Source organism: Kribbella sp. HUAS MG21, from assembly GCF_040254265.1.
Taxonomy (GTDB): Bacteria; Actinomycetota; Actinomycetes; order Propionibacteriales; family Kribbellaceae; genus Kribbella.
This window is the reverse complement of sequence record NZ_CP158165.1, coordinates 2,148,383-2,167,321: the sequence shown is the minus strand read 5'-3', so window position 1 is coordinate 2,167,321 and position 18,939 is coordinate 2,148,383. Positions and strand designations below refer to the sequence as shown.

Here is an 18,939-nt window from a genome sequence, read left to right as displayed (position 1 = left end):
CCTCTACCGTTGGGCGTGTGCGTGAGGTGAAGAAGCCCGGTCGGCTGATCGACGATTCGATCGTTGCCTGGGCACTGCAGGGGTTCGGGGCAGGGGTTCGGTGCTGGTACGACGGGGACGCGGTGGCGGTCGCGTCGCCGGAGGTGTCGAAGCACGACCGGCTGGCGGTGGTCGGGCCGGTCGACGACGCCGTACGCCTGACGGCCGGGGTGCTGGCCGAGGTGGGGCCGTCGTACCGGCCGTTCGGGGACGAGGAGCTGATCCGTGAGCTGGCGGAGCGGGTGCCGGGGCTGACGTTCTCGGCGGCGTTCGGGTGGATGGACACTCAGCAGGTTCCCGACGTCACCACGACCGCGGCCTGGCTCGACGGGGACGCCGGTGTGGAAGACCTGCTGCAGCAGGCGTCGCCGTCGTCGTACGCGTGGCCCGGGCATCCCGGCGTACGGCGCTGGGCGGCCGTGACCGGCGAGCACGGCGAGTTGCTGAGCGTCGCGGCGGACGCGTGGAGCGCGCCGGAGGTCGGGTTCCTGGCCGGCGTCGCCACGCATCCTGTTGCCCGCGGCAAGGGATTGTCGCGCCAGGTGTGCGGGTTCGTGACCGCCGAGCTGGTGAAACGCCACGGCCGCGCGGCCCTCATGGTCGACGGGACCAACGCGGCCGCGATCGCGGTGTACCGGCGGCTGGGCTACACCTACCGCCGGGTCGCGGCGGCAGGTGTGCGGCCCAGCCCGGCTTCTAGCGGGTCGGCTGGACCGTCAGCGTCACGCCCGGCGTACCGGAAGGCTTGACGGTGCTGGGACCCGCGCTCGGCTTGGGCGTGGGGCTCGCGGACGGCTCGGGCGAGGTGGTCCGCGTCGCCGGGGCCGGCGGCGGGACGAACGGGGCCTTGGTGCTGTCCTTGCAGTTCCTGGCGTCGACGTTACCGTCCTCGTCGGGGCTGACCACCGCCTGCGGGAACAGGTTGCTGGTCGTCCCGCGCGACCCCTGGTCGTGGATCGCCGCGCAGTCCTGCAGGTCCAGGTTGATCGGGTTCCCGTCCTGGTCGTACAGCCGCACCTCGACCTGCTTGCCCTGGGCATCGAACGGGTAGATGTTCGTCACCTGGTTCCCGTCCAGCACCAGCCCGTTCGGCGGGTTGTACGTCGACCGCGCGCCGTAGCCGTCGTAGTTGGTGAGGAAGCCGAACGACGCCCCGACGTACGCCGCCGCAAGGAACGACGGGACCGCGATCGCGGCCACGACGTTCAGCGGTACGACGTACCACAGCCAGCGCCGGTCCTGCTGGGTCCGGCGACCGATCCAGATCGACACCGCGGCGCCGGCGAACGCCGCGACCACGGTCACCGACAGCGCGCCGAACAACGCGAAGAACCCGCCCGCGCCGATCATGCCGCGCGCGACCCACCACACCGGCTGGCCGATCGCGACCAGGTCGCGGCGGACGTTCGGCGGGATCTGGTCGATCCAGCCGCGGATCGCCGCCGCGCCGCGGGCGCCTTGCGGGGTGTCCAGGACGATCTGCGGGTTGTTGGCGCCGAGCGCCCGGACGCCGAGGAACGCCGCCACGAACAGGATGCCGAGGCCGAGGAGGCCGAAGAACGGCGTGCCTTCGCGCGACCAGGAGAAGATCGCGACCGCCACGAAGAACGGCCCGGCGGTACCGGCGATCAGGCCCCAGCGCAGCGCCTTCCAGCCGGCGTCCAGCGCGTCCTGGCCGACGGGCTCGGTGCGCGGCGGGTAGCCGGCGGCGGTGCGCAGTTCGTCGGCGTACTGCCGCGGCGTCCCGAGGCGCGCCTGCAGGTCCTCGAGCATCGGCTCGGCCTCGAACTCACCGGCCACCTCGGTCAGGTGCCCGCTGACGTCTTGGAGCACGTCCTCGAGTTCGCCCGGCGGCAGGTCGCTGAGCTCGGAGCGCACCTGCGCCAGGTAGATCGCGACCGCTCCGGTCAGGGTGCTGTTCACGCGGCCTCCTTCTCCAGCAGCAGCACCGACATCGTGTCGGCGAAGTGGTTCCAGGTCTTGGTGGACTGCTTGAGCAGTTCGTGGCCGGTCTGGTTCAGCCCGTAGTACTTCCGGTGCGGCCCTTCCTCACTCGGCTGCACGTACGACGTCAACGCCCCCGCCTGGAACAACCGCCGCAAGGTCCCGTACACGGACGCGTCCGCCACATCCTCGAGCCCCGCAGCCCGCAACCGCCGCAAAACGTCGTACCCATACCCATCCGCATCCCGCAACACCGCAAGCACCGCCAGATCCAGCACACCCTTGAGCAACTGACTCGTATCCACGCGCGCCCCTCCTCCCACACTTCCGCGCCACACACTACTACACACCGCAGAGTACTCCGCAAACCATCTACCCCGCCGAGTCGTGAGAAATGGCGGTGTTCGCCGAGCCGATTCCCACGACTCGGCGAAAGGGTCCGGAACCATTTGCCACGAGTCGGCGGGGGTTGGGTCAGGCGGCCAGGTGTCGCTGGCGGGAGTGGAGGTCCTGGGAGATGCGGGCGACGACGGTTTGCGGGATGTGGATCAGGTCGTACGCCGTGAACACCCGGACGAGCCAGCCCGCGCGCTCGAGATTCTCGCGGCGGCGGATGTCCGACCGCCACTGGCGTGCATCGCCGAGGTGGTGCCCGCCGTCGTACTCGATCGCGAGCCTGAACTCGGGATACGCCAGGTCCGGGCGCGCCAACCAGCCGCCCGCCGCGTCCGTGACGACGTGACCGACCCGCGGCTCGGGAAGACCGGCCAGGACCAGGAGCAGCCGCAGCCGCGACTCCATCGGCGAATCCACCTCCGGCCGGACAAGCGCAGCCGCTTCCCGCGCCAGCCGGACGCCTCGGACGCCGATCGCCGCGACCGCTGCGTCGAGTAGATGCTGCGGCTCGGCGTCGGTACGCCGTACCAGCGAATCTCCCGCGGCGACGAGCTCGGTGAGGTCGCAGTACGGCGCCAGATCGAGGAACGTACGCTCGGGCGAGGTCAGCGGCAACCCGTCCCGGATCACGCGGTCGAGCTGCTGTACTTCGTGCACACGCAAGCCGCCGACCCGCGGACGCGTCAGGTGCGGGTCACGCTGGACGGTTACGTGGGCGACGTCGTCGGCGCGGTTGTCGGCGGTCCACAGGCTCAATGCGGTGTGGTGGCTGACAACTGCGTCGGGCGCCAGTAGCAGCGCTGCCTCCGCCTGCAGCCGTGGCGTGATGGCGAGCGTTGCGTCGACGTACAGGGACCCCAGCACCCTCCGGTACCGCGCCCCGCGCAGCACACCGCGGCTCATCCCCGCGGCCCGCGCCTCCGCTGCACTGAACACCCCGACATTGTCCCGACGCCCCACGCCGTACGCCGTCCGTTGTCCACAACCCCGCCGAGTCGTGGCGAATGGTTCCGGCCCCCGGCGCCGAGTCGTGGAGAACGGCGCTCGAAAGTCAGCCGATTCTCACGACTCGGCGGAGGACACTCGTCAGTTCTTGGGGTCGTGGAGGTTGGGGCGTTGGGTGGGGGTGGTGATGTCTACCTCGAGGTCTGGGAGGTTGGTGGGGGCGGTGAGGGTGCCTGAGGAGACGGGGAGGTTGAGTTTGCTGGCGGCCAGGTCGATGTCGATCGAGGCGCCGGTGTCGTTGGGGGCGGTCCACTCGGTGTCGGAGAGGGTGATCGCGAGGCCTACGACGCGGCCCTTCGGGATGACCTGGTCCTGGGCGCGGAGGGGGACGTTGATCGTCGTCCACTGGCCCGGGGTCAGCGGTGTCGGCTTGGAGAGCGACTTGCTGTGCGCGGCGTCGATCCAGCCGCGGCTGACGACGCCGTGATCGCTTTGCGTGGTGAGCTTCTCGACGGTGTAGTAGCAGCTGTCGTCGTAGTCGGTGCTCGAGCCTTCGCAGGTGCTCTGCGTGGTACGGCGGATGCCGGAGTACCGCTCCGCGTCGCCGTACTCGATCAGCCGCGCGGTCACCGGCGTCGTCGCCGAGTCGGACTTGACGCGCAACGTGACCGACGGCGTGCCGCTGATCCGCAACGGCGCCGGCAGCGGTGCGGACAGGAACATCTGCCGCCCGGCGATCACCTGGGACGGATCCGACACGATGTCGTCCTCGTTCAGGTCCGGGTCGTCGGTGACCGTCACCGAACCCTTGCCTGCGGCCCCTAGTTTCCCGGCGGCCAGCGGCACCGAGCGCGGGCGGTTCACGGCCGGCCAGCTGCGGTAGTTGCGCCAGACGTCCGGTGCGGTCTCGACCGCGACCATCGGCTCCTTCATCACGCCGTTCTGCAAGCCCTGCAGCCAGTAGTCGAACCACTCGTGCAGCGTTTCCACCCACTCGTCGCGCCGGAACTCGAACGGGTCCACGTGGTCCTCGAGTCCCAGCCACAGCTTGCGCGGCACGTTGTTGCGCGCCAGCGCCGACCACCATTGCGAGAAGTGGTTGGTCTGCACGTTGTAGTCGCTGAGCCCGTGCGTGATGAAGACCGACGCCTTCACTTTCGACGCGTTCTTCGTGTAGTCGCGCTCGGCCCAGAACGACGTGTAGTCGCCGGTGTCGTCGTCGTCGTTGTCGCCGAGTTCGCCGCGAACCTCTTCACAGGCGGGGCTGTCGTGGCCGACGTACCCGCCGAGCCAGGGCATGTAGTCGTCGGAGTACGGAACGCCGCCCGAGCGGGTGTAGTCGTACCACGACGAGATCGCCGAGATCGGCACGATCGTCTTCAGGCCGCTGACCCCGGTGGCGGCGACGCCGTTCGCGAGCGTGCCGTCGTACGACTTGCCGATCATGCCGACCGCGCCGGTGGTCCAGGTCGCCTTCACCGGCTGGCCGTCCGCGGTGTGCGCGGTATTGCGCCCGTTCAGCCAGTCGATCACGTCGACGACCGACTGGATCTCGTCCCGGCCGCCGACGTCGCCGCAGCCGGTGGACCGCCCGGTGCCGACGACGTCCACGCCGACCATCGCGTACCCGCGCGGGACGAAGTAGTTGTCGTAGTACAACGGCATCTTCCGGATCACGCCGTCGGCGTCGTACGACTTCTTCTCGCTCTCGTTGCCGCGTCCGCAGCAGGAGTAGTACGGCGAGGCGTCCATGATCACCGGGATCTTCACGCCGGCCAGCGCGGTCTCACTGGGCCGCACGATGTCGACCGCGACCACGTCGTCCTTGCCGTCGGAGTCGGTGTCCATCGCGGTGTCGACGTACACGGACTCGCGGATCGCGTCGGCGTAGTCGTAGACCGGCTGCGTGCTCTTCGTGCGCGTGTCGACGTGTTGCGGCACAGTGGAAGCAGCCGGGGCCGCTGAGCCGGGCCCGTCCGGAGCCGGCGAAGCCGTGGCGGGACCGGCGAGGGTCGTCGTCAGGCTGAGCACGGCGGACGAAACCAGGATCGTCACCCTGGCGTGGACGGTCCTCATGGCTGGGAAGGCTAGTCATTCCCAGGCCGCAATGCCAGGTTCTGCCGAGATTGGCCGCGACCTGCCCGACACGCAGCGTGAGGACTGTGGCGTTCGGTATGGTACGGCCACCGCCCCCGGGGGGACGCACGGAAGGGTAGGCCAGTGAATCTGCGAGCACCGGTGACATTGCTGGACGTGGCGCAGCGCGCGGGCGTGTCGGTCGCGACCGCCTCCCGCGTGCTGAACGGCGGGGACCGGGTGCCCCGTCCGGAACTGCAGGAACGGGTCAAGGCCGCGGCCGACGAGCTCGGCTACACGCCGAACGCGCAGGCGCAGGCACTGGCGAAGTCCTCGACCAACGTGGTCGGCATCCTTGTGCACGACATCGAGGACCCGTACTTCGCCGCGATCGCGAACGGCGTGATGCGGGCCGCGGACGAGCGGAACCTGCTGGTGATGATGGCCAGCACGTTCCGGGACTCCGACCGCGAGATCGCCTACCTGTCGTCGTTGCGCGCGCAACGAGCGCGGGCCGCGGTGATGATCGGCAGCCGGCGCACCGACGCGGAGAGCCTGGCGCGGACGGCGACCGAGGTGGAGAGTTTCCTCAACTCCGGCGCGGGTCTCGCGCTGGTCAGCCAGTCCGGGATGCCGGCGCACACCGTCGAGCCGGACAACCGGTCCGGGTCGGCGGACCTGGCCCGCGCGTTGGTCGGCCTCGGGTACCGGAAGTTCGCCGTACTGGGTGGGCCGGAAACGCTCGCCACGGCACGCGATCGGCGCGACGGGTTCGTTGCCGGGCTGGCCGAGGCGGGGCTGGAGCCGGTGGCGGTCGAGGCCGGTGAGTTCACCCGCGACGGTGGGCACGCGGCCGCGGAGCGACTGCTCGACCGGCCCGCGGACATGGACTGTGTGTTCGCGGTGAACGACGTGATGGCGGTCGGCGCGATGTCCGCGCTGCGGGCGCGCGGCGTCGACGTCCCCGGGCAGCTCGGCGTCGCGGGCTTCGACGACATCGCAACGCTGCGGGACGTGTGGCCGGGGCTGACCACGGTTCGGCTGCCGCTGGAGCAGATGGGCCGGCGGGCGCTGGAGCTGGCGATCGAGGGCGGCGAGCCGACGACGGAGACCTTCAAGGCCGAGGTAGTACTGCGGGAGAGCACCGCCAAGCGCTGAAATATGCTCGCCTGGTGACCGTATCCGAGATCTTCGACCCGTCGGCCTGGAAGCAGGTGGACGGCTTCGAGCTGACCGACATCACCTACCACCGGGCGGTCGACGCCGGGGTGGTGCGGATCGCGTTCAACCGGCCCGAGGTGCGCAACGCGTTCCGGCCGCGGACCGTCGACGAGCTGTACCGGGTGCTCGACCACGCCCGGATGTCGACCGACGTCGGCTGCGTGCTGCTCACCGGCAACGGCCCGTCGCCGAAGGACGGCGGCTGGGCGTTCTGCTCGGGCGGCGACCAGCGGATCCGCGGCAAGGACGGTTACAAGTACGCCGAGGGTACGACGGCCGACTCGATCGACCCGGCGCGCGCCGGGCGGCTGCACATCCTCGAAGTACAACGGCTGATCCGCTTCATGCCGAAGGTGGTGATCTGCGTCGTCCCGGGCTGGGCCGCGGGCGGCGGGCACAGCCTGCACGTGGTCGCGGACCTGACGCTGGCGTCCGCGGAGCACGCGCGGTTCAAGCAGACCGACGCGGACGTGGCGTCGTTCGACGGCGGGTTCGGGTCGGCGTACCTGGCGCGCCAGGTCGGGCAGAAGTTCGCGCGCGAGATCTTCTTCCTCGGCGACGAGTACTCCGCCGAGGACGCGTACCGGATGGGCATGGTGAACAAGGTCGTCCCGCACGCGGAGCTCGAGGCCGTCGCGCTGGAGTGGGGCCGGAAGATCTGCGCGAAGTCGCCGACCGCGCAGCGGATGCTGAAGTACGCCTTCAACCTGATCGACGACGGGCTCGTCGGCCAGCAGCTGTTCGCCGGCGAGGCCACCCGGCTCGCCTACGGCACCGACGAGGCCGCCGAGGGGCGCGACTCGTTCCTGCAGAAGCGTTCGCCGGACTGGTCGCCGTACCCGTACGCCTTCTAACACTCTTCGCTGAGTACTTCTCAGAATTACCTGTGCGAACTGGTGACAGTTCGCGGTACGGCGGTTACCGTCGGTCGGTATGGACAACCTTTCCCGCCGTGGGTTGCTCACCGGAGCCGGCGCGCTCGTCGCCGCCGGAACCGTGGGGACGTCCACCGCCGCCGCCCGCCCTGTCCGCACCCTCGCCCTCCCCGCCACCAAACGCTTCGTCATGGGCGGAGCCGGTGGCGAGCTCTTCCGCAGCAAGCCGCTCAAGGACGTGACCGTGATGCAGTCGTTCGCGTTCGACACCCCGAACCACCGGCTGTTCACCGGCCAGGTCCGCGCGGGCTCGTCCGCCAACAGCGGTGACCTGACGCTCAGCCAGCTGAGCCTCGCATCAGGCTCCGAGGGCAACCTCCTCGGGCACATGTACCTGACCGGCTTCGGCCATGCCGTGTCGATCGGCGCCGAGGCCGTCGGCAGTACGACGTACATCTGGACCGAGACCGACGTGGACACGGCCAACGGGCGCGGGCGGCAGATCACCCGCTTCCCGTGGCGCAGCGGTACGACGCTGACCTCCGCGTCGGTCACCAAGTGGAAGCCGGTCGCGAACGGCAGCGTGTTCACGCCCGCGGTCGACCAGCGGTACGGCCGGCTCGGGGTGCGGTACGCGCTGTCGGACGGGATGCACATCAACGTGTACTCGCTGGCCGCGGCCCGCACCGGGGACTTCTCGACCGTGCTTGCCTCGTTCAAGCAGCCCGCGCTGACGTCCGGTGTCGCCTTCCAGGGCTGGGCGTTGTACGGGTCGTACGTCTACTTCTGGGAAGGCAACGCCTACCCGGGCAGCCCGAACCAGGACGACGCCACCTCGAAGCTGTGGTGCTACGACATCAACGCCGGCCAGCTCGTCGACTCGTTCCGCACGTTGGCGGGCTGGAGCCTGACGTACCGCGAGGCCGAGGGCATGGCCGTGTTCGGTTCCACCGACGCGACGGCCCGGCTGTACTTCGGATTCGCCTCCGGCGTGGCCGGCGCCCGGCAGGCCAGCCTCTTCTACCGCAACGAACTCGTCTGACGGAGCTACTGGGCGACGCCGTACAGCCGGTCGCCGGCGTCGCCCAGGCCCGGGACGATGTAGCCCTTCTCGTTCAGGTGCGAGTCCATGCCCGCGATCACCAAGCTGCACGGGACGCCGAGGCCGGTCAGCTCACGCTCGACGCGCTCCACGCCCTCGGGGGCGGCGAGCAGGCAGATCGCGGTGATGTGGTCCGCGCCCCGGTCGACCAGGAACTGGATCGCCGCGGCCAGTGTGCCGCCGGTCGCCAGCATCGGGTCGAGGACGTAGCACTGCCGCCCGGACAGGTCCTCCGGCAGCCGTTCGGCGTACGTCGACGCGGTCAGCGTCTCCTCGTTGCGGATCATGCCGAGGAACCCGACCTCCGCGGTCGGGAGCAGCCGGGACATGCCCTCGAGCATCCCGAGACCGGCGCGCAGGATCGGCACCACCAGCGGCTTCGGTGAGGTCAGCTTCACGCCCTGCGCCTCGGCGACCGGCGTCCGCACGGTGACCGGACCGGTGCGCACGTCCCGGGTCGCCTCGTAGGCGAGCAGCGTGACGAGTTCCTCGGTCAGCCGGCGGAACGTGGGTGAGTCCGTCTGCTCGTCGCGCAGCGCGGTGAGCTTGTGGGCGACGAGCGGGTGGTCCACGACGAGGATCTGCATAAGCCCGAACGGTACCGTCGGCGATTCGCGACGCGAAAGCACGCTCGCTGCGAGAATCGGAACCGCATCGGTTTCTGCCCTGTTTCGCCCACCAGGGGAGGCCCCATGACCGAGAAGACGCCCGAGCAGCTCGACCGGCTGCGGCGCCGTGCGGCCTTTCTGCGGGAGCGCGACGAGGCGAAGGCGTTGCGCGACCGGATCGCACCGCGGCGGGCCCGGGTCCGGCAGTTGCGCGAGGCGATGCGCAGAGCGACGTACCATCACTGACCGTTGACGGGTGTTGGCGGATCTGATACCACAACGAGATCGCCGGGGAAGCCGGAGTCTGGGACGATGAGCCGGTGTCTGATGCCACGGCTGGGCCGATGACCGACCTCGATTTCGCGGTCGCCGCATACACCGAGGACGGCAACTGGACCGTCACGCCGCTGGTGCTGCGCGGCGAGCCCGACCTGTCGGCGCTGGTCTCCGCGCTCCGCCGGTACGCCGGGGAGGCGGGCGTGCTCGGGATGGTGTCGGTCGACGAGGACTTCTTCGTGCTGGTCCGGGTGTTCGGGAGCCACGCCCGGTTCCTGATCTCCGACGTGACCGCCGCGACCGAGTGGCCGCTGGCCCGCCAGGTGGTGGACGAGCTGGACATCCCGCTCGACGATGACGACGACGAGCAGGTCCCGGCCGGCGACCTCGCGATCGTCGCCGACCTCGGGATGAGCGCGATGGAGCTCGGCGCGCTCTGCGACGACGTCGACCTCTACCCGGAGGAGATGCTCGAGGAGATCGCCGAGACGCTTGGCTTCGGCAACCAGTTCCACGACGCGATCGAAGCCGTTGGCTAGCCCGCTGTTGCGGCGCGAGTGGTCGCGGTTGATGACGCTCGCGCTCGAGGAGGGCGAGCGGGCGCTGCCCGACGTACCGATCGGGGCCGTCGTCGTCGACCAGGACGGCGCGGTGATCGGGCGCGGTCACAACGAGCGCGAGGCGACCGGCGACCCGACCGCGCACGCCGAGGTGCTGGCGATCCGGGAGGCGGCCCGGCACGTCGGGGAGTGGCGGCTGACCGGCTGCACGCTGGTGGTCACCCTGGAGCCCTGCACGATGTGCGCGGGGGCGATCGTGCTGTCCCGGCTGGACCGGCTGGTCTTCGCGGCGTACGACGAGAAGGCCGGAGCCGTCGGGTCCTTGTGGGACGTCGTCCGGGACCGCCGGCTCAACCACCGGCCCGAGGTGATCGGCGGCGTGATGGCCGACGAGGCGGGCGCCCGGCTGCGCGATTTCTTCCTGGGGCACAGGTCTTGATAGTGTCTCCGGCGGTGGCGTGTCCGAGCGGCCGAAGGAGCGCGCCTCGAAAGCGCGTGACGGGCAACCCCCGTCCGAGGGTTCAAATCCCTCCGCCACCGCCAACCGCCCTCCGGGGCGGCAGCAAGGGTCTGTCCCCCGGTTCCACGCCTACTGCGCGGCACTCGGCGGGCGCCTCGCTGAGCGGGAGCGAAGGGAACGATGAAACCACATCGACCCCTCCGCTCCCGCTCACCGAGGCACTCCGCCGAGCACCTGCTCGCTACGGCGTGGAACCGGGGGACAGACCCTGGCCGGAGACCCTGATGCTGTGTGATGCGTCAGGGTTTTCGTCTCTCTGGACCTGACTCGGGACGCTCGGCGAGAGGGCCCCCATGGATGTTGCGGAGCTCGACCGGATCCTGCTGGCGGGTGCGGCGGTCCTGCTCGTCGCCGTGGTGGCGGTCCGGTTGTCGGCGCGGATCGGGCTCCCCTCGCTGCTGATCTACCTCGGGATGGGCCTGCTGCTCGGCGAGTCGGGTCCCGGCAACATCCAGTTCGAGGACGCGCAGATCGCGCACGCGCTGGGCTTCGCGGCGCTGGTGGTGATCCTCACCGAAGGCGGTCTCACCACCCGGTGGAACGAAGTACGCCCGGTGATGCCGCTCGGGCTCGTGCTGGCGACGGTCGGGGTCGCGGTCAGCGTCGGGGTGGTCGCCTGTGTGGCGCATTACGGCCTCGGGCTGAGCTGGCAGCTGTCGGTGCTGCTCGGCGCGGTGACGTCGCCGACCGACGCCGCGGCGGTGTTCTCGGTGCTGCGCCGGGTGCCGATCCGGCCGCGGCTGCGGGGTGCGCTCGAGTCGGAGTCCGGCCTGAACGACGCTCCGACCGTGTTGCTGGTCACACTCGTCAGCACCGGCGAGGTCGGCGAGAAGGGTCTGCTGTGGTTCACCGGGATGGTGGTCTACGAGCTGGTCGTCGGTGCGCTCTTCGGGTTGCTGATCGGCTGGGTGAGCGTCCGGCTGATCCGGCGGATGGCGCTCGGGTCCGCGGGCCTGTACCCGCTGGCGGTGCTCTCGGTCGCGTTCATCTCGTACGCCGGCGGCTCGGTGCTGCTGCACGTGTCCGGGTTCGCGGCGGTCTACGTGACATCGCTCGTGCTCGGGCGGGCCGAGTTGCCGCACCGGCTGGCGACCCGGTCGTTCGTCGACGGGATCGCCTGGCTGGCGCAGATCGGACTGTTCGTGATGCTCGGGCTGCTGGCCTCGCCGGGGAGGTTCCGGTGGTCCGACGTACTGGTCGCGCTGGTGATCGGGATCGCGGTCACGGTCGTCGGGCGGTTCGCGTCGGTGGCGCTCTCGGCGGCGCCGTTCCGGTTGCCGTGGCGGGAGCAGGCGTTCATTTCCTGGGCCGGCCTGCGCGGTGCGGTGCCGATCGTGCTCGCCACCATCCCGCTCGCGGAACAGGTGCCGCAGGCGGACCGGATCTTCGACGTGGTGTTCGTGCTGGTGCTGCTGTTCACGCTGCTGCAGGGGCCGTCGCTGCCGTGGCTCGCGAAGCGGCTCAAGGTGCTCGACGAGAACGCGGCGCACGAGGTCGACATCGACGTGGCGCCGCTGGAGTCGCTCGGTGCCGACATGCTCCAGGTGTACGTGCCGAGTGAGTCGCGGCTCGCCGGGGTCGAGATCGGCGAGCTCCGGCTTCCGGCCGGGGTGTCGGTCTCGCTGATCATCCGCGAGGAGCAGGCCTTCGTACCGGACCGGCGTACCGTCCTGCGCGCCGCCGACTCGCTGCTGGTGGTCGCCCCCAGCCCGGTGCGCGAGCAGACCGTACGCCGTCTCCGCGCCGTCTCCCGCGCCGGCCGCCTGGCCGGCTGGTTCGGCGAACGCGGCCGCGAACAGACCTAGCCGGGACGGGATCGGCCTAGTTCGGGTTCTGCCCCGACGGGATCGGCTGTGGGGTGTGGATGACCGGGAGGCAGACCGTGGTGCCCGGCGCGACCGCGACCGACGGGGCGCCCTTGAGCTTGACGGAGCCGAAGCCGGCGCCGATGACCAGGTCGACCGTGTGGTCGGTGCGGCCGTCGGCGACGAGCTGGGCCTTCTGGTTGAGCTGACCCTGCACCAGGAGCACCTCGGGCGCGTCCACGGCCGCGCCGCGCAGCACGACCACGTCGACCTTGTCGCCCTTGGGCTCGTTCGCGATCTTGTCGATGTTGAACCCGCGCTTCTCCAGCGCCTCCGCGACCCGGCCGGCCGAACCCGCGCGGGCGCCGCCGTTGTACACGTTCAGCACGACCTGCTTCGGGACCAGCCGGTTGTTGGTCAGCTTCTGTTCCGTGCAGGTCGGCTCGGCGCTGCTGTTCACCAGCGAGTTCCAGCCCCACCAGCCACCGCCGACGAGGATCCCGAGCAGGATCACCATCGTGATCGGTGTACGCCACCGGATCCGCGAGTGCGGTCGCGGCTGCGGATGTATCGCTGTCATCTGCTCCACCCCCCGTGAGCGGCAGCCATCGGTCAGTCCACTACCAGTACCCGTGCGTGCAGCACCTGACGCTGCTGGAGCGCCGCGCGCAGCGCGCGGTGCAGGCCGTCCTCGAGGTACAGGTCGCCCTTCCACTCCACGACGTGCGCGAACAGGTCGCCGTAGAAGGTCGAGTCCTCGTCGAGCAGCGCGGTCAGGTCCAGAGTGCCCTTCGTCGTGACGAGTTCGTCCAGCCGCACCTGCCGCGGTGGCAGCGAGGACCAGTCCTTGGGCCGCAGCCCGTGGTCCGGGTACGGCCGATCGTCCCCGACGCGCTTGAAGATCACCTCCCGAAGTCTAGCGGGGTTCGAGGTCGTGCGAGGAGGTCATGAACGTCACCGGAATAGTCCGGTGATCCGGAGCAACCTTTCGGCTTCCTGAGGCGTCCCACGGGACAGGGAGCAGTGAGCGCGGATCCGCGCCCACGAGCGAGGGGGTAAACGGTATGCGAATTCTTCCGAAACTCGGCCTGGCGACCGCGGCGATGACCGTCGCCGCCCTCGGTGCGACACTGCCGGCCGAGGCGATCACGGTCTCGCAGGTGAAGGCCGCCCAGACCCGGCTGAACCGGCTCGGCTGCGTTTCCGGCCCGGTCGACGGCAAGGCCGGCGCGATGACCCAGGCCGCCACCGTGCGGTTCCAGTCCGCCAACGTGCTGAGCCAGACCGGTTCGCTGAACAGTACGACGTACGCCCGGCTGATGGCGTCGACCGCGAAGCGCTGCGACGTCCGGCCGGTGCCGCGGCGGTCGGGGACCGGGCGCCGGATCGTCATCAGCCAGACGCAGAACTGGGTGTGGCTGATCGATGCCCGCGGCACCGTCGTACGGCAGGGCGGCATCATCGACAACCCGGCGTACCTGCGGGCCGGGACCTACACCAGCGGCGCGAAGTGCGGCCGGCCGGCCCGGGTACTGCGGAACACCGACGGCGGCCGGCTCTACCTGAACCGCTTCGTCCGGTTCGCGCCGTGCGGGATCGGGTTCCACCAGATCCCGACGTACATGTCGAGCGGCGCGCAGATCCACCCCGACTGGCTGCTCGGCACGAACTACCGGGCCTCGCACGGCTGCATCCGGGTCTCGGCCTCGATGGCGGTGACGATCTGGAACTTCGCCGCCGGCCCGACTCGCGTGGTCGTGATGCGCTGACGGCCCGGAGGACTAGCATGCCGACCGGGTAGTTCCGTCAACCGGGGAAAGGCACGCTGAGATGGCCGAGACAGCCGACGTCGTGGAGACCGTCAAGCAGGGGTATGCGTTCGAGGGGGCGGCGCTCGAGCTCGGTGCCCTGCTGGTCGACGGCGAGCCCAACCCGGAGGCCGCGGTCCGGATCCCGCTGGGCATGATGAACCGGCACGGGCTGGTCGCCGGCGCCACCGGTACCGGCAAGACGAAGACCCTGCAGCTGATGGCCGAGCAGCTGTCCGCGGCCGGGGTCGCGGTGTTCGCCGCCGACATCAAGGGTGACCTGTCCGGCATCTCGCAGCCGGGTGCCGGCGGCGACAAGCTGCTCGCCCGGACCAAGGGCATCGGCCAGGACTGGACCGCCACCGGCTTCCCGACCGAGTTCTACGCGCTCGGCGGCCAGGGCACCGGGGTCCCGATCCGCGCGACGATCACGTCGTTCGGGCCGGTGCTGCTGTCCAAGGTGCTCGGGCTGAACGACGTCCAGGAGTCCTCGCTCGGCCTGATCTTCCACTACGCCGACAAGGCCGGCCTGACCCTGCTCGACCTCAAGGACCTGCGGGCGGTCATCCAGCACCTCACCTCCGACGAGGGCAAGGAGGACCTGAAGCAGCTCGGCGGCCTGTCCGCGGCCACCGCGGGCGTGATCCTGCGGGCGCTGATCGGGTTCGCGGACCAGGGCGCCGAGGCGTTCTTCGGCGAGCCCGAGTTCGACACCGCGGACCTGCTGCAGCAGCGCGACGGCAAGGGCGTCGTCTCGCTGCTCGAGCTGCCGAACCTGCAGGACCGCCCGGCGCTGTTCTCGACGTTCCTGATGTGGCTGCTCGCCGACCTGTTCCACGACCTGCCCGAGGTCGGCGACGTGGACAAGCCGAAGCTGGTGTTCTTCTTCGACGAGGCGCACCTGCTGTTCAACGACGCGTCGAAGGCGTTCCTGGAGTCGATCGCGCAGACCGTCCGGCTGATCCGCTCGAAGGGCGTCGGCGTGTTCTTCGTGACGCAGACCCCGAAGGACGTGCCGGACGAGGTGCTGGCCCAGCTCGGTTCGCGGGTGCAGCACCAGCTGCGCGCGCACACGCCGAACGACGCCAAGGCCCTGAAGGCGACGGTGTCGACGTTCCCGAGTTCGTCGTACGACCTGGGCGAGGTGCTGACCCAGCTCGGGATCGGCGAGGCGATCGTGACGGTGATGAACGAGAAGGGCGCGCCGACGCCGGTCGCGTGGACCCGGCTGCGGGCGCCGCAGTCGCTGATGGCGCCGGCCTCCGCCGAGCAGCTCGCCGCGACCGTGCAGGCCTCGGCGAACAATGCGAAGTACGCCGAGCTGCTCGACCGCGAGTCGGCGTACGAGGTGCTGGCGGCGAAGGTGCAGGCCGGCGCGGCGCAGGCCGAGGCGGAGCAGCAGCAGGCCGAGCGGGCTCCGCGGGAGGAACCGCGGCCGCGGGCGCAGAAGCAGGAGAAGTCGATGGTCGAGCAGGTCATCGGGTCGTCGGCCTTCAAGCAGTTCGCGCGGTCGGCCGGGCGGGAGATCGTCCGCGGGCTGTTCGGCGCTGCTCGCCGGCGGCGCTGAGCGTCCGGTTTTCCCTTGCCCGCAAGGAAAAACCCGCACTGGTTGTTGATCAAACGACTGAATTTCAGCGACCCAGGATCGTTCTCAAGTCGTCATCCACAGCCGCGCCGTCACGGATTGGGAGCTGACGCCTACTCGTCGTACCGTGTGAACTGATGGTTGCACAGAGTAGGCGGGCGATACGTTCCTGGACGCTCTGGACCCTGACGGTCCCGGCGTTCGCCGTTGTGATGCTCGTCGACCTGGCCGCGATCGGCTACGGCGCGTACGCGTTCACCGAGCTCCCGAGCTGGCGCGGGCTGGACGTCGTGTTCGCGCTGACGGTGTCCGCGCTGATCTCCGTCGAGGGTGCGCGGCGCGTGGAGAACCGGCGGCGGCGCGGCGGCGCGCTGCACAAGGACCTCGCGCCCGCCTGGATGATCGCCGCCGCGCTCATCCTGCATCCGGCGCTGGCGATCCTGGTCGCCGTACTGCTGCGAATCTGGTGGCGGATCCGGGCCGGCAAGTGCATCCCGTACCGCTGGGCCTTCTCGACCGCGGTGCACGTCCTCGCGGTCGGCGCGGCGCACGCGGTCTTCGTCTCGGCCCGCGAACTGGCGGGCGACGGCGGCCTCGGCCTGGTCGTCGCGATGGCCGGCGGCGCGGTCGCGTACGTCGTGACCGACACGCTGCTCTGCGGGCTCGCGATCTCGCTGATCATCCCGGGCAGCAACCGCCGCGAGACGATCGGCGGCCTCGACGACCTGTGCACCGACGCGACCGCGGCCACCTTCGGTTGTCTGCTCGCGGCGGCCTGCCTGGTCACGCCGTGGTTCGCGTTCGTCGCGATCCCGATCACGCTGACCGCGCAGCGCGCGCTGCTCCTCGGCCAGCTCGAGACCGAGGCGCAGACCGACCCGAAGACCAGCCTCACCCGCGTCGACTGGTGGCGCCGCCGGACCGAGCAGATGCTGCGCACCTCCCGGACCCAGCGCGAGTCGATGGCGGTCCTGCTGATCGACATCGACCACTTCAAGCAGGTCAACGACCGGCACGGGCACCTGGTCGGCGACGAGGCTCTGCGCGCGGTCGCCACGATCCTGCGCAGTGCGATCCGGGTGAAGGACGTGATCGGGCGGTTCGGCGGCGAGGAGTTCGTGATCGCGCTGCCCGACACCGGTCTCGACGAGGCGACCGTGACCGCCGACCGGCTGCGCAACGCGGTCGCCAACAGTCCGCTGGCTGCGATGTGCGCCGGCGTACTCGACGATCCGGACCTGGATCCGGACACCTTCCGGCTGACCGTGAGCATCGGGGTCGCCGTCTACCCGGCCGACGGGGCGACCGTCGACGAGCTGCTGCTCCGGGCCGACCGCGCGATGTACGCCGCCAAGGCCGCCGGGCGCAACCGGGTCCGGCTGGCCGCGGACACCGTCACGCTGCCCGGTTTCACCGCCGCCACGAAATTCTCCGAACAGACAGAACCTTTGGCTCCGGCGCAGCGTCCTGTGCGGTGAGGACGGCAGGACGGAGCACGCATGGCGGCAGCGGGGAGTCGTGACGACGACTTCACGGCATTCGTGCTGGCCAGGTCCGCGCGGTTGGTGCACTTCGCGCGGATGCTCTGCGGCGACGCCGGTCTCGCCGAGGACCTGGTGCAGAGCGCGCTCGAGAAGGCGTACCTGCGCTGGGACCGGATCGAGCTGGCCGACCCGTTCGCGTACGTCCGGCAGGCCGTCGTCAACCAGCACTTGTCGTGGGTACGGCGGCGTCCGTGGCGGGAGCGGCCCAGCGGTGACGCCTTCGAGCTGGACCTGTTCATCGAGGCGGAGGCTGATCAGAGCGGGGCGGTCCACCGGCGCGTGGCGGTCCGGGCCGCGCTCGCCACGTTGAGCCGGCGCGAGCGCGCGGTCGTCGTACTGCGGTATGTCGAGGACCTGACCGAGCGGGAGACCGCGGCGGTGCTCGGGGTGGCGATCGGGACGGTGAAGAGCGCGAACGCGCGGGCCCTGGGCAAGTTGCGGGCCGCGCCGGAGCTGAGCGGTGTGGAGGAGCGAGCATGAACGACGACCGGGTGGTCGAGGAGGAGCTGCGGGTGGTGCTGGCCCCGGATCACTCCGTCCCGCCGCTCGACCCGGCGCGGATGATCGCGGGGGCGCGACGGCGGCGTGCGCGGGGACGGCTCGCGGCGGTGGCTGGTTCGGCGGCGGTGGTCGGGGTGGTTGTGGTCGCCGGGGTGCTGGGTTCGCCGTCGTCGGGACAGGCCCCACAGCCGGCGGGGCCCGGGGTTTCGGAGGGGCCGGGGGGTTCGGAAGGGCCTGGTGTCTCGAAGGTGCCCCGGCCGACCGTGTCGACGCCGGCTCCGGGTCGGCGTACTCCGTCGATGACGATGCCTGCTCCGACGCCGACGGTGCCGCCCACCACTCCGGTGACCCGACCGCCGACCGCGGTACCCACCGGGTCGGTCCGGCCGGTGCGCACCACCGCCCGGCCGACGCGCACACCGAGCGGAGTGCCGTCGACCCCGAGTACGCCGACCCGTCGCTGACAGAACCATTTCCCTGCCCGGCCGCGTCCTTCAGCCCGACCGAATACCAAACAGGTGCGGAGGGCAACAAATGAACGAGGTACGCCGCAAGCGACAGGCAACCCGCTTGCTGCTGGGCGGAATCGCAACCGCCGCCGTGATCGGCATCGCAGTAGCCGGCACCGCAGTAGCACGCAGCACCGGCTTAACGGCCGACACCGGCACTACAGGCGGTCCCGCCGCATCGACCCCATCACCAGTGCCCGCCACCACCCCCACCAGGCCCCGCCCGGCAACCCCCACCGTCGCCCGTCCGACCGCGGTACCAACCCTTCCGCGAGGCGCAACCCGCCCGGCAACCCCGACACCGGCACCAACCGCAACGCCGACCCGGGTGCCCCGGCCGACGCCGACCGTCTCGATCCCACCGGCAACGCCGACGCGTGCACCCCGCCCGACCCCGACCCTGCCACCGACCCGCACGGCGGAGCCGACGCCCGCCCAGCCGCCGACCGAGTTCCCCGCCGGCAAGTAGCCGGACCATGTACCGAAGAACGGGTACTGGTGCCGCCCGGCGGGCCTGGCCGCGCCTGACATCCGGCGCTACCTGGCCCACACCCAGCACCACTACCCGTTCGTCGGTACAACGACATGCGCGGCCCGCGCGCTTACCGGTTGGCAAGCGCGCGGG

The 18,939-nt window shown here is 70.6% G+C and carries 20 protein-coding genes and 1 tRNA gene; 14 read left to right on the top strand and 7 right to left on the bottom strand.

Translation table 11 applies throughout. The annotated features are described in order from the left end of the window. Nucleotides 1–17: 17 nt before the first annotated feature. Nucleotides 18–788: a GNAT family N-acetyltransferase gene (locus ABN611_RS10340; protein WP_350279594.1), complete on the top strand. Its 771-nt coding sequence runs from the start codon at nucleotides 18–20 to the stop codon at nucleotides 786–788. Here the strand turns inward: ABN611_RS10340 and ABN611_RS10335 are convergent. From ABN611_RS10335 to ABN611_RS10320, 4 genes are all read right to left on the bottom strand, one after another. Continuing rightward, the gene (locus tag ABN611_RS10335) at nucleotides 736–1,962 is read right to left on the bottom strand and encodes a hypothetical protein (protein WP_350279593.1); all 1,227 of its coding nucleotides are present in this window, start codon (nucleotides 1,960–1,962) and stop codon (nucleotides 736–738) included. The two genes, ABN611_RS10340 and ABN611_RS10335, sit on opposite strands and share 53 nt — an antisense overlap. Next, nucleotides 1,959–2,288, bottom strand: coding sequence for a PadR family transcriptional regulator (locus tag ABN611_RS10330; RefSeq protein ID WP_350279592.1), 330 nt, complete (start codon nucleotides 2,286–2,288; stop codon nucleotides 1,959–1,961). Before ABN611_RS10330 ends, ABN611_RS10335 begins: the two co-directional genes overlap by 4 nt. Before the next feature lie 169 nt (nucleotides 2,289–2,457). Further along, nucleotides 2,458–3,315 (bottom strand): hypothetical protein, encoded by an 858-nt coding sequence (locus ABN611_RS10325; RefSeq protein ID WP_350279591.1) that lies wholly within the window; start codon nucleotides 3,313–3,315, stop codon nucleotides 2,458–2,460. Between the two features lie 150 nt (nucleotides 3,316–3,465). Next, nucleotides 3,466–5,400, bottom strand: coding sequence for a Xaa-Pro dipeptidyl-peptidase (locus ABN611_RS10320; RefSeq protein ID WP_350279590.1), 1,935 nt, complete (start codon nucleotides 5,398–5,400; stop codon nucleotides 3,466–3,468). A 144-nt stretch (nucleotides 5,401–5,544) separates the two neighbouring features. On the opposite strand from ABN611_RS10320, the gene ABN611_RS10315 reads away from it, so the two are divergent. From ABN611_RS10315 to ABN611_RS10305, 3 genes are all read left to right on the top strand, one after another. Next, a complete protein-coding gene (locus tag ABN611_RS10315; RefSeq protein WP_350279589.1) occupies nucleotides 5,545–6,558 on the top strand; it encodes a LacI family DNA-binding transcriptional regulator in 1,014 nt (337 codons plus the stop codon). Nucleotides 6,559–6,572: 14 nt separating this feature from the next. After that, nucleotides 6,573–7,475 (top strand): 1,4-dihydroxy-2-naphthoyl-CoA synthase, encoded by a 903-nt coding sequence (locus ABN611_RS10310; protein WP_350279588.1) that lies wholly within the window; start codon nucleotides 6,573–6,575, stop codon nucleotides 7,473–7,475. A 79-nt stretch (nucleotides 7,476–7,554) separates the two neighbouring features. After that, complete coding sequence (locus ABN611_RS10305; protein WP_350279587.1) at nucleotides 7,555–8,538, top strand: hypothetical protein; 984 nt, start codon at nucleotides 7,555–7,557, stop codon at nucleotides 8,536–8,538. Between the two features lie 5 nt (nucleotides 8,539–8,543). Here ABN611_RS10305 and upp read toward each other — a convergent pair whose 3' ends face one another. After that, entirely contained in the window at nucleotides 8,544–9,185 is a 642-nt protein-coding gene (upp, locus tag ABN611_RS10300; protein ID WP_350279586.1) for a uracil phosphoribosyltransferase, read from the bottom strand. A 105-nt stretch (nucleotides 9,186–9,290) separates the two neighbouring features. Between upp and ABN611_RS10295 the strand changes: the two genes are divergently transcribed. From ABN611_RS10295 to ABN611_RS10275, 5 genes are all read left to right on the top strand, one after another. Continuing rightward, on the top strand, nucleotides 9,291–9,452 hold the full coding sequence (locus tag ABN611_RS10295) for a hypothetical protein (protein WP_350279585.1): 162 nt from the start codon (nucleotides 9,291–9,293) through the stop codon (nucleotides 9,450–9,452). Nucleotides 9,453–9,550: 98 nt separating this feature from the next. Further along, nucleotides 9,551–10,021, top strand: a complete 471-nt coding sequence (locus ABN611_RS10290; protein ID WP_350279584.1) for a tRNA adenosine deaminase-associated protein — start codon at nucleotides 9,551–9,553, stop codon at nucleotides 10,019–10,021. A 31-nt stretch (nucleotides 10,022–10,052) separates the two neighbouring features. Then, complete coding sequence (locus ABN611_RS10285; protein WP_350279583.1) at nucleotides 10,053–10,481, top strand: nucleoside deaminase; 429 nt, start codon at nucleotides 10,053–10,055, stop codon at nucleotides 10,479–10,481. 13 nt (nucleotides 10,482–10,494) lie between these two features. Further along, nucleotides 10,495–10,585: transfer RNA gene (locus ABN611_RS10280), tRNA-Ser, on the top strand. 270 nt (nucleotides 10,586–10,855) lie between these two features. Beyond that, nucleotides 10,856–12,367 (top strand): potassium/proton antiporter, encoded by a 1,512-nt coding sequence (locus ABN611_RS10275; protein WP_350279582.1) that lies wholly within the window; start codon nucleotides 10,856–10,858, stop codon nucleotides 12,365–12,367. A 16-nt stretch (nucleotides 12,368–12,383) separates the two neighbouring features. Here ABN611_RS10275 and ABN611_RS10270 read toward each other — a convergent pair whose 3' ends face one another. Together ABN611_RS10270 and ABN611_RS10265 are read right to left on the bottom strand one after the other, a co-directional pair. After that, nucleotides 12,384–12,947: a LytR C-terminal domain-containing protein gene (locus tag ABN611_RS10270; protein WP_350279581.1), complete on the bottom strand. Its 564-nt coding sequence runs from the start codon at nucleotides 12,945–12,947 to the stop codon at nucleotides 12,384–12,386. A 32-nt stretch (nucleotides 12,948–12,979) separates the two neighbouring features. Then, nucleotides 12,980–13,273, bottom strand: coding sequence for a type II toxin-antitoxin system VapB family antitoxin (locus tag ABN611_RS10265; protein ID WP_350279580.1), 294 nt, complete (start codon nucleotides 13,271–13,273; stop codon nucleotides 12,980–12,982). Nucleotides 13,274–13,431: 158 nt separating this feature from the next. Here ABN611_RS10265 and ABN611_RS10260 point away from each other — a divergent pair, with 158 nt between their 5' ends. The 5 genes from ABN611_RS10260 to ABN611_RS10240 all read left to right on the top strand — a co-directional run bounded on the left by ABN611_RS10260 (nucleotide 13,432) and on the right by ABN611_RS10240 (nucleotide 18,269). Beyond that, the gene (locus ABN611_RS10260) at nucleotides 13,432–14,136 is read left to right on the top strand and encodes a L,D-transpeptidase family protein (RefSeq protein ID WP_350279579.1); all 705 of its coding nucleotides are present in this window, start codon (nucleotides 13,432–13,434) and stop codon (nucleotides 14,134–14,136) included. Between the two features lie 61 nt (nucleotides 14,137–14,197). Continuing rightward, a complete protein-coding gene (locus ABN611_RS10255) occupies nucleotides 14,198–15,742 on the top strand; it encodes a helicase HerA-like domain-containing protein (RefSeq protein WP_350279578.1) in 1,545 nt (514 codons plus the stop codon). Between the two features lie 155 nt (nucleotides 15,743–15,897). Continuing rightward, nucleotides 15,898–17,238 carry a GGDEF domain-containing protein gene (locus ABN611_RS10250; RefSeq protein ID WP_350279577.1) on the top strand — a complete coding sequence of 447 codons (1,341 nt, stop codon included), beginning with the start codon at nucleotides 15,898–15,900 and terminating at the stop codon, nucleotides 17,236–17,238. A 21-nt stretch (nucleotides 17,239–17,259) separates the two neighbouring features. After that, nucleotides 17,260–17,784, top strand: a complete 525-nt coding sequence (locus ABN611_RS10245) for a SigE family RNA polymerase sigma factor (protein WP_350279576.1) — start codon at nucleotides 17,260–17,262, stop codon at nucleotides 17,782–17,784. Beyond that, entirely contained in the window at nucleotides 17,781–18,269 is a 489-nt protein-coding gene (locus ABN611_RS10240; RefSeq protein WP_350279575.1) for a hypothetical protein, read from the top strand. Before ABN611_RS10245 ends, ABN611_RS10240 begins: the two co-directional genes overlap by 4 nt. The last annotated feature ends 670 nt before the right edge of the window (nucleotides 18,270–18,939 follow it).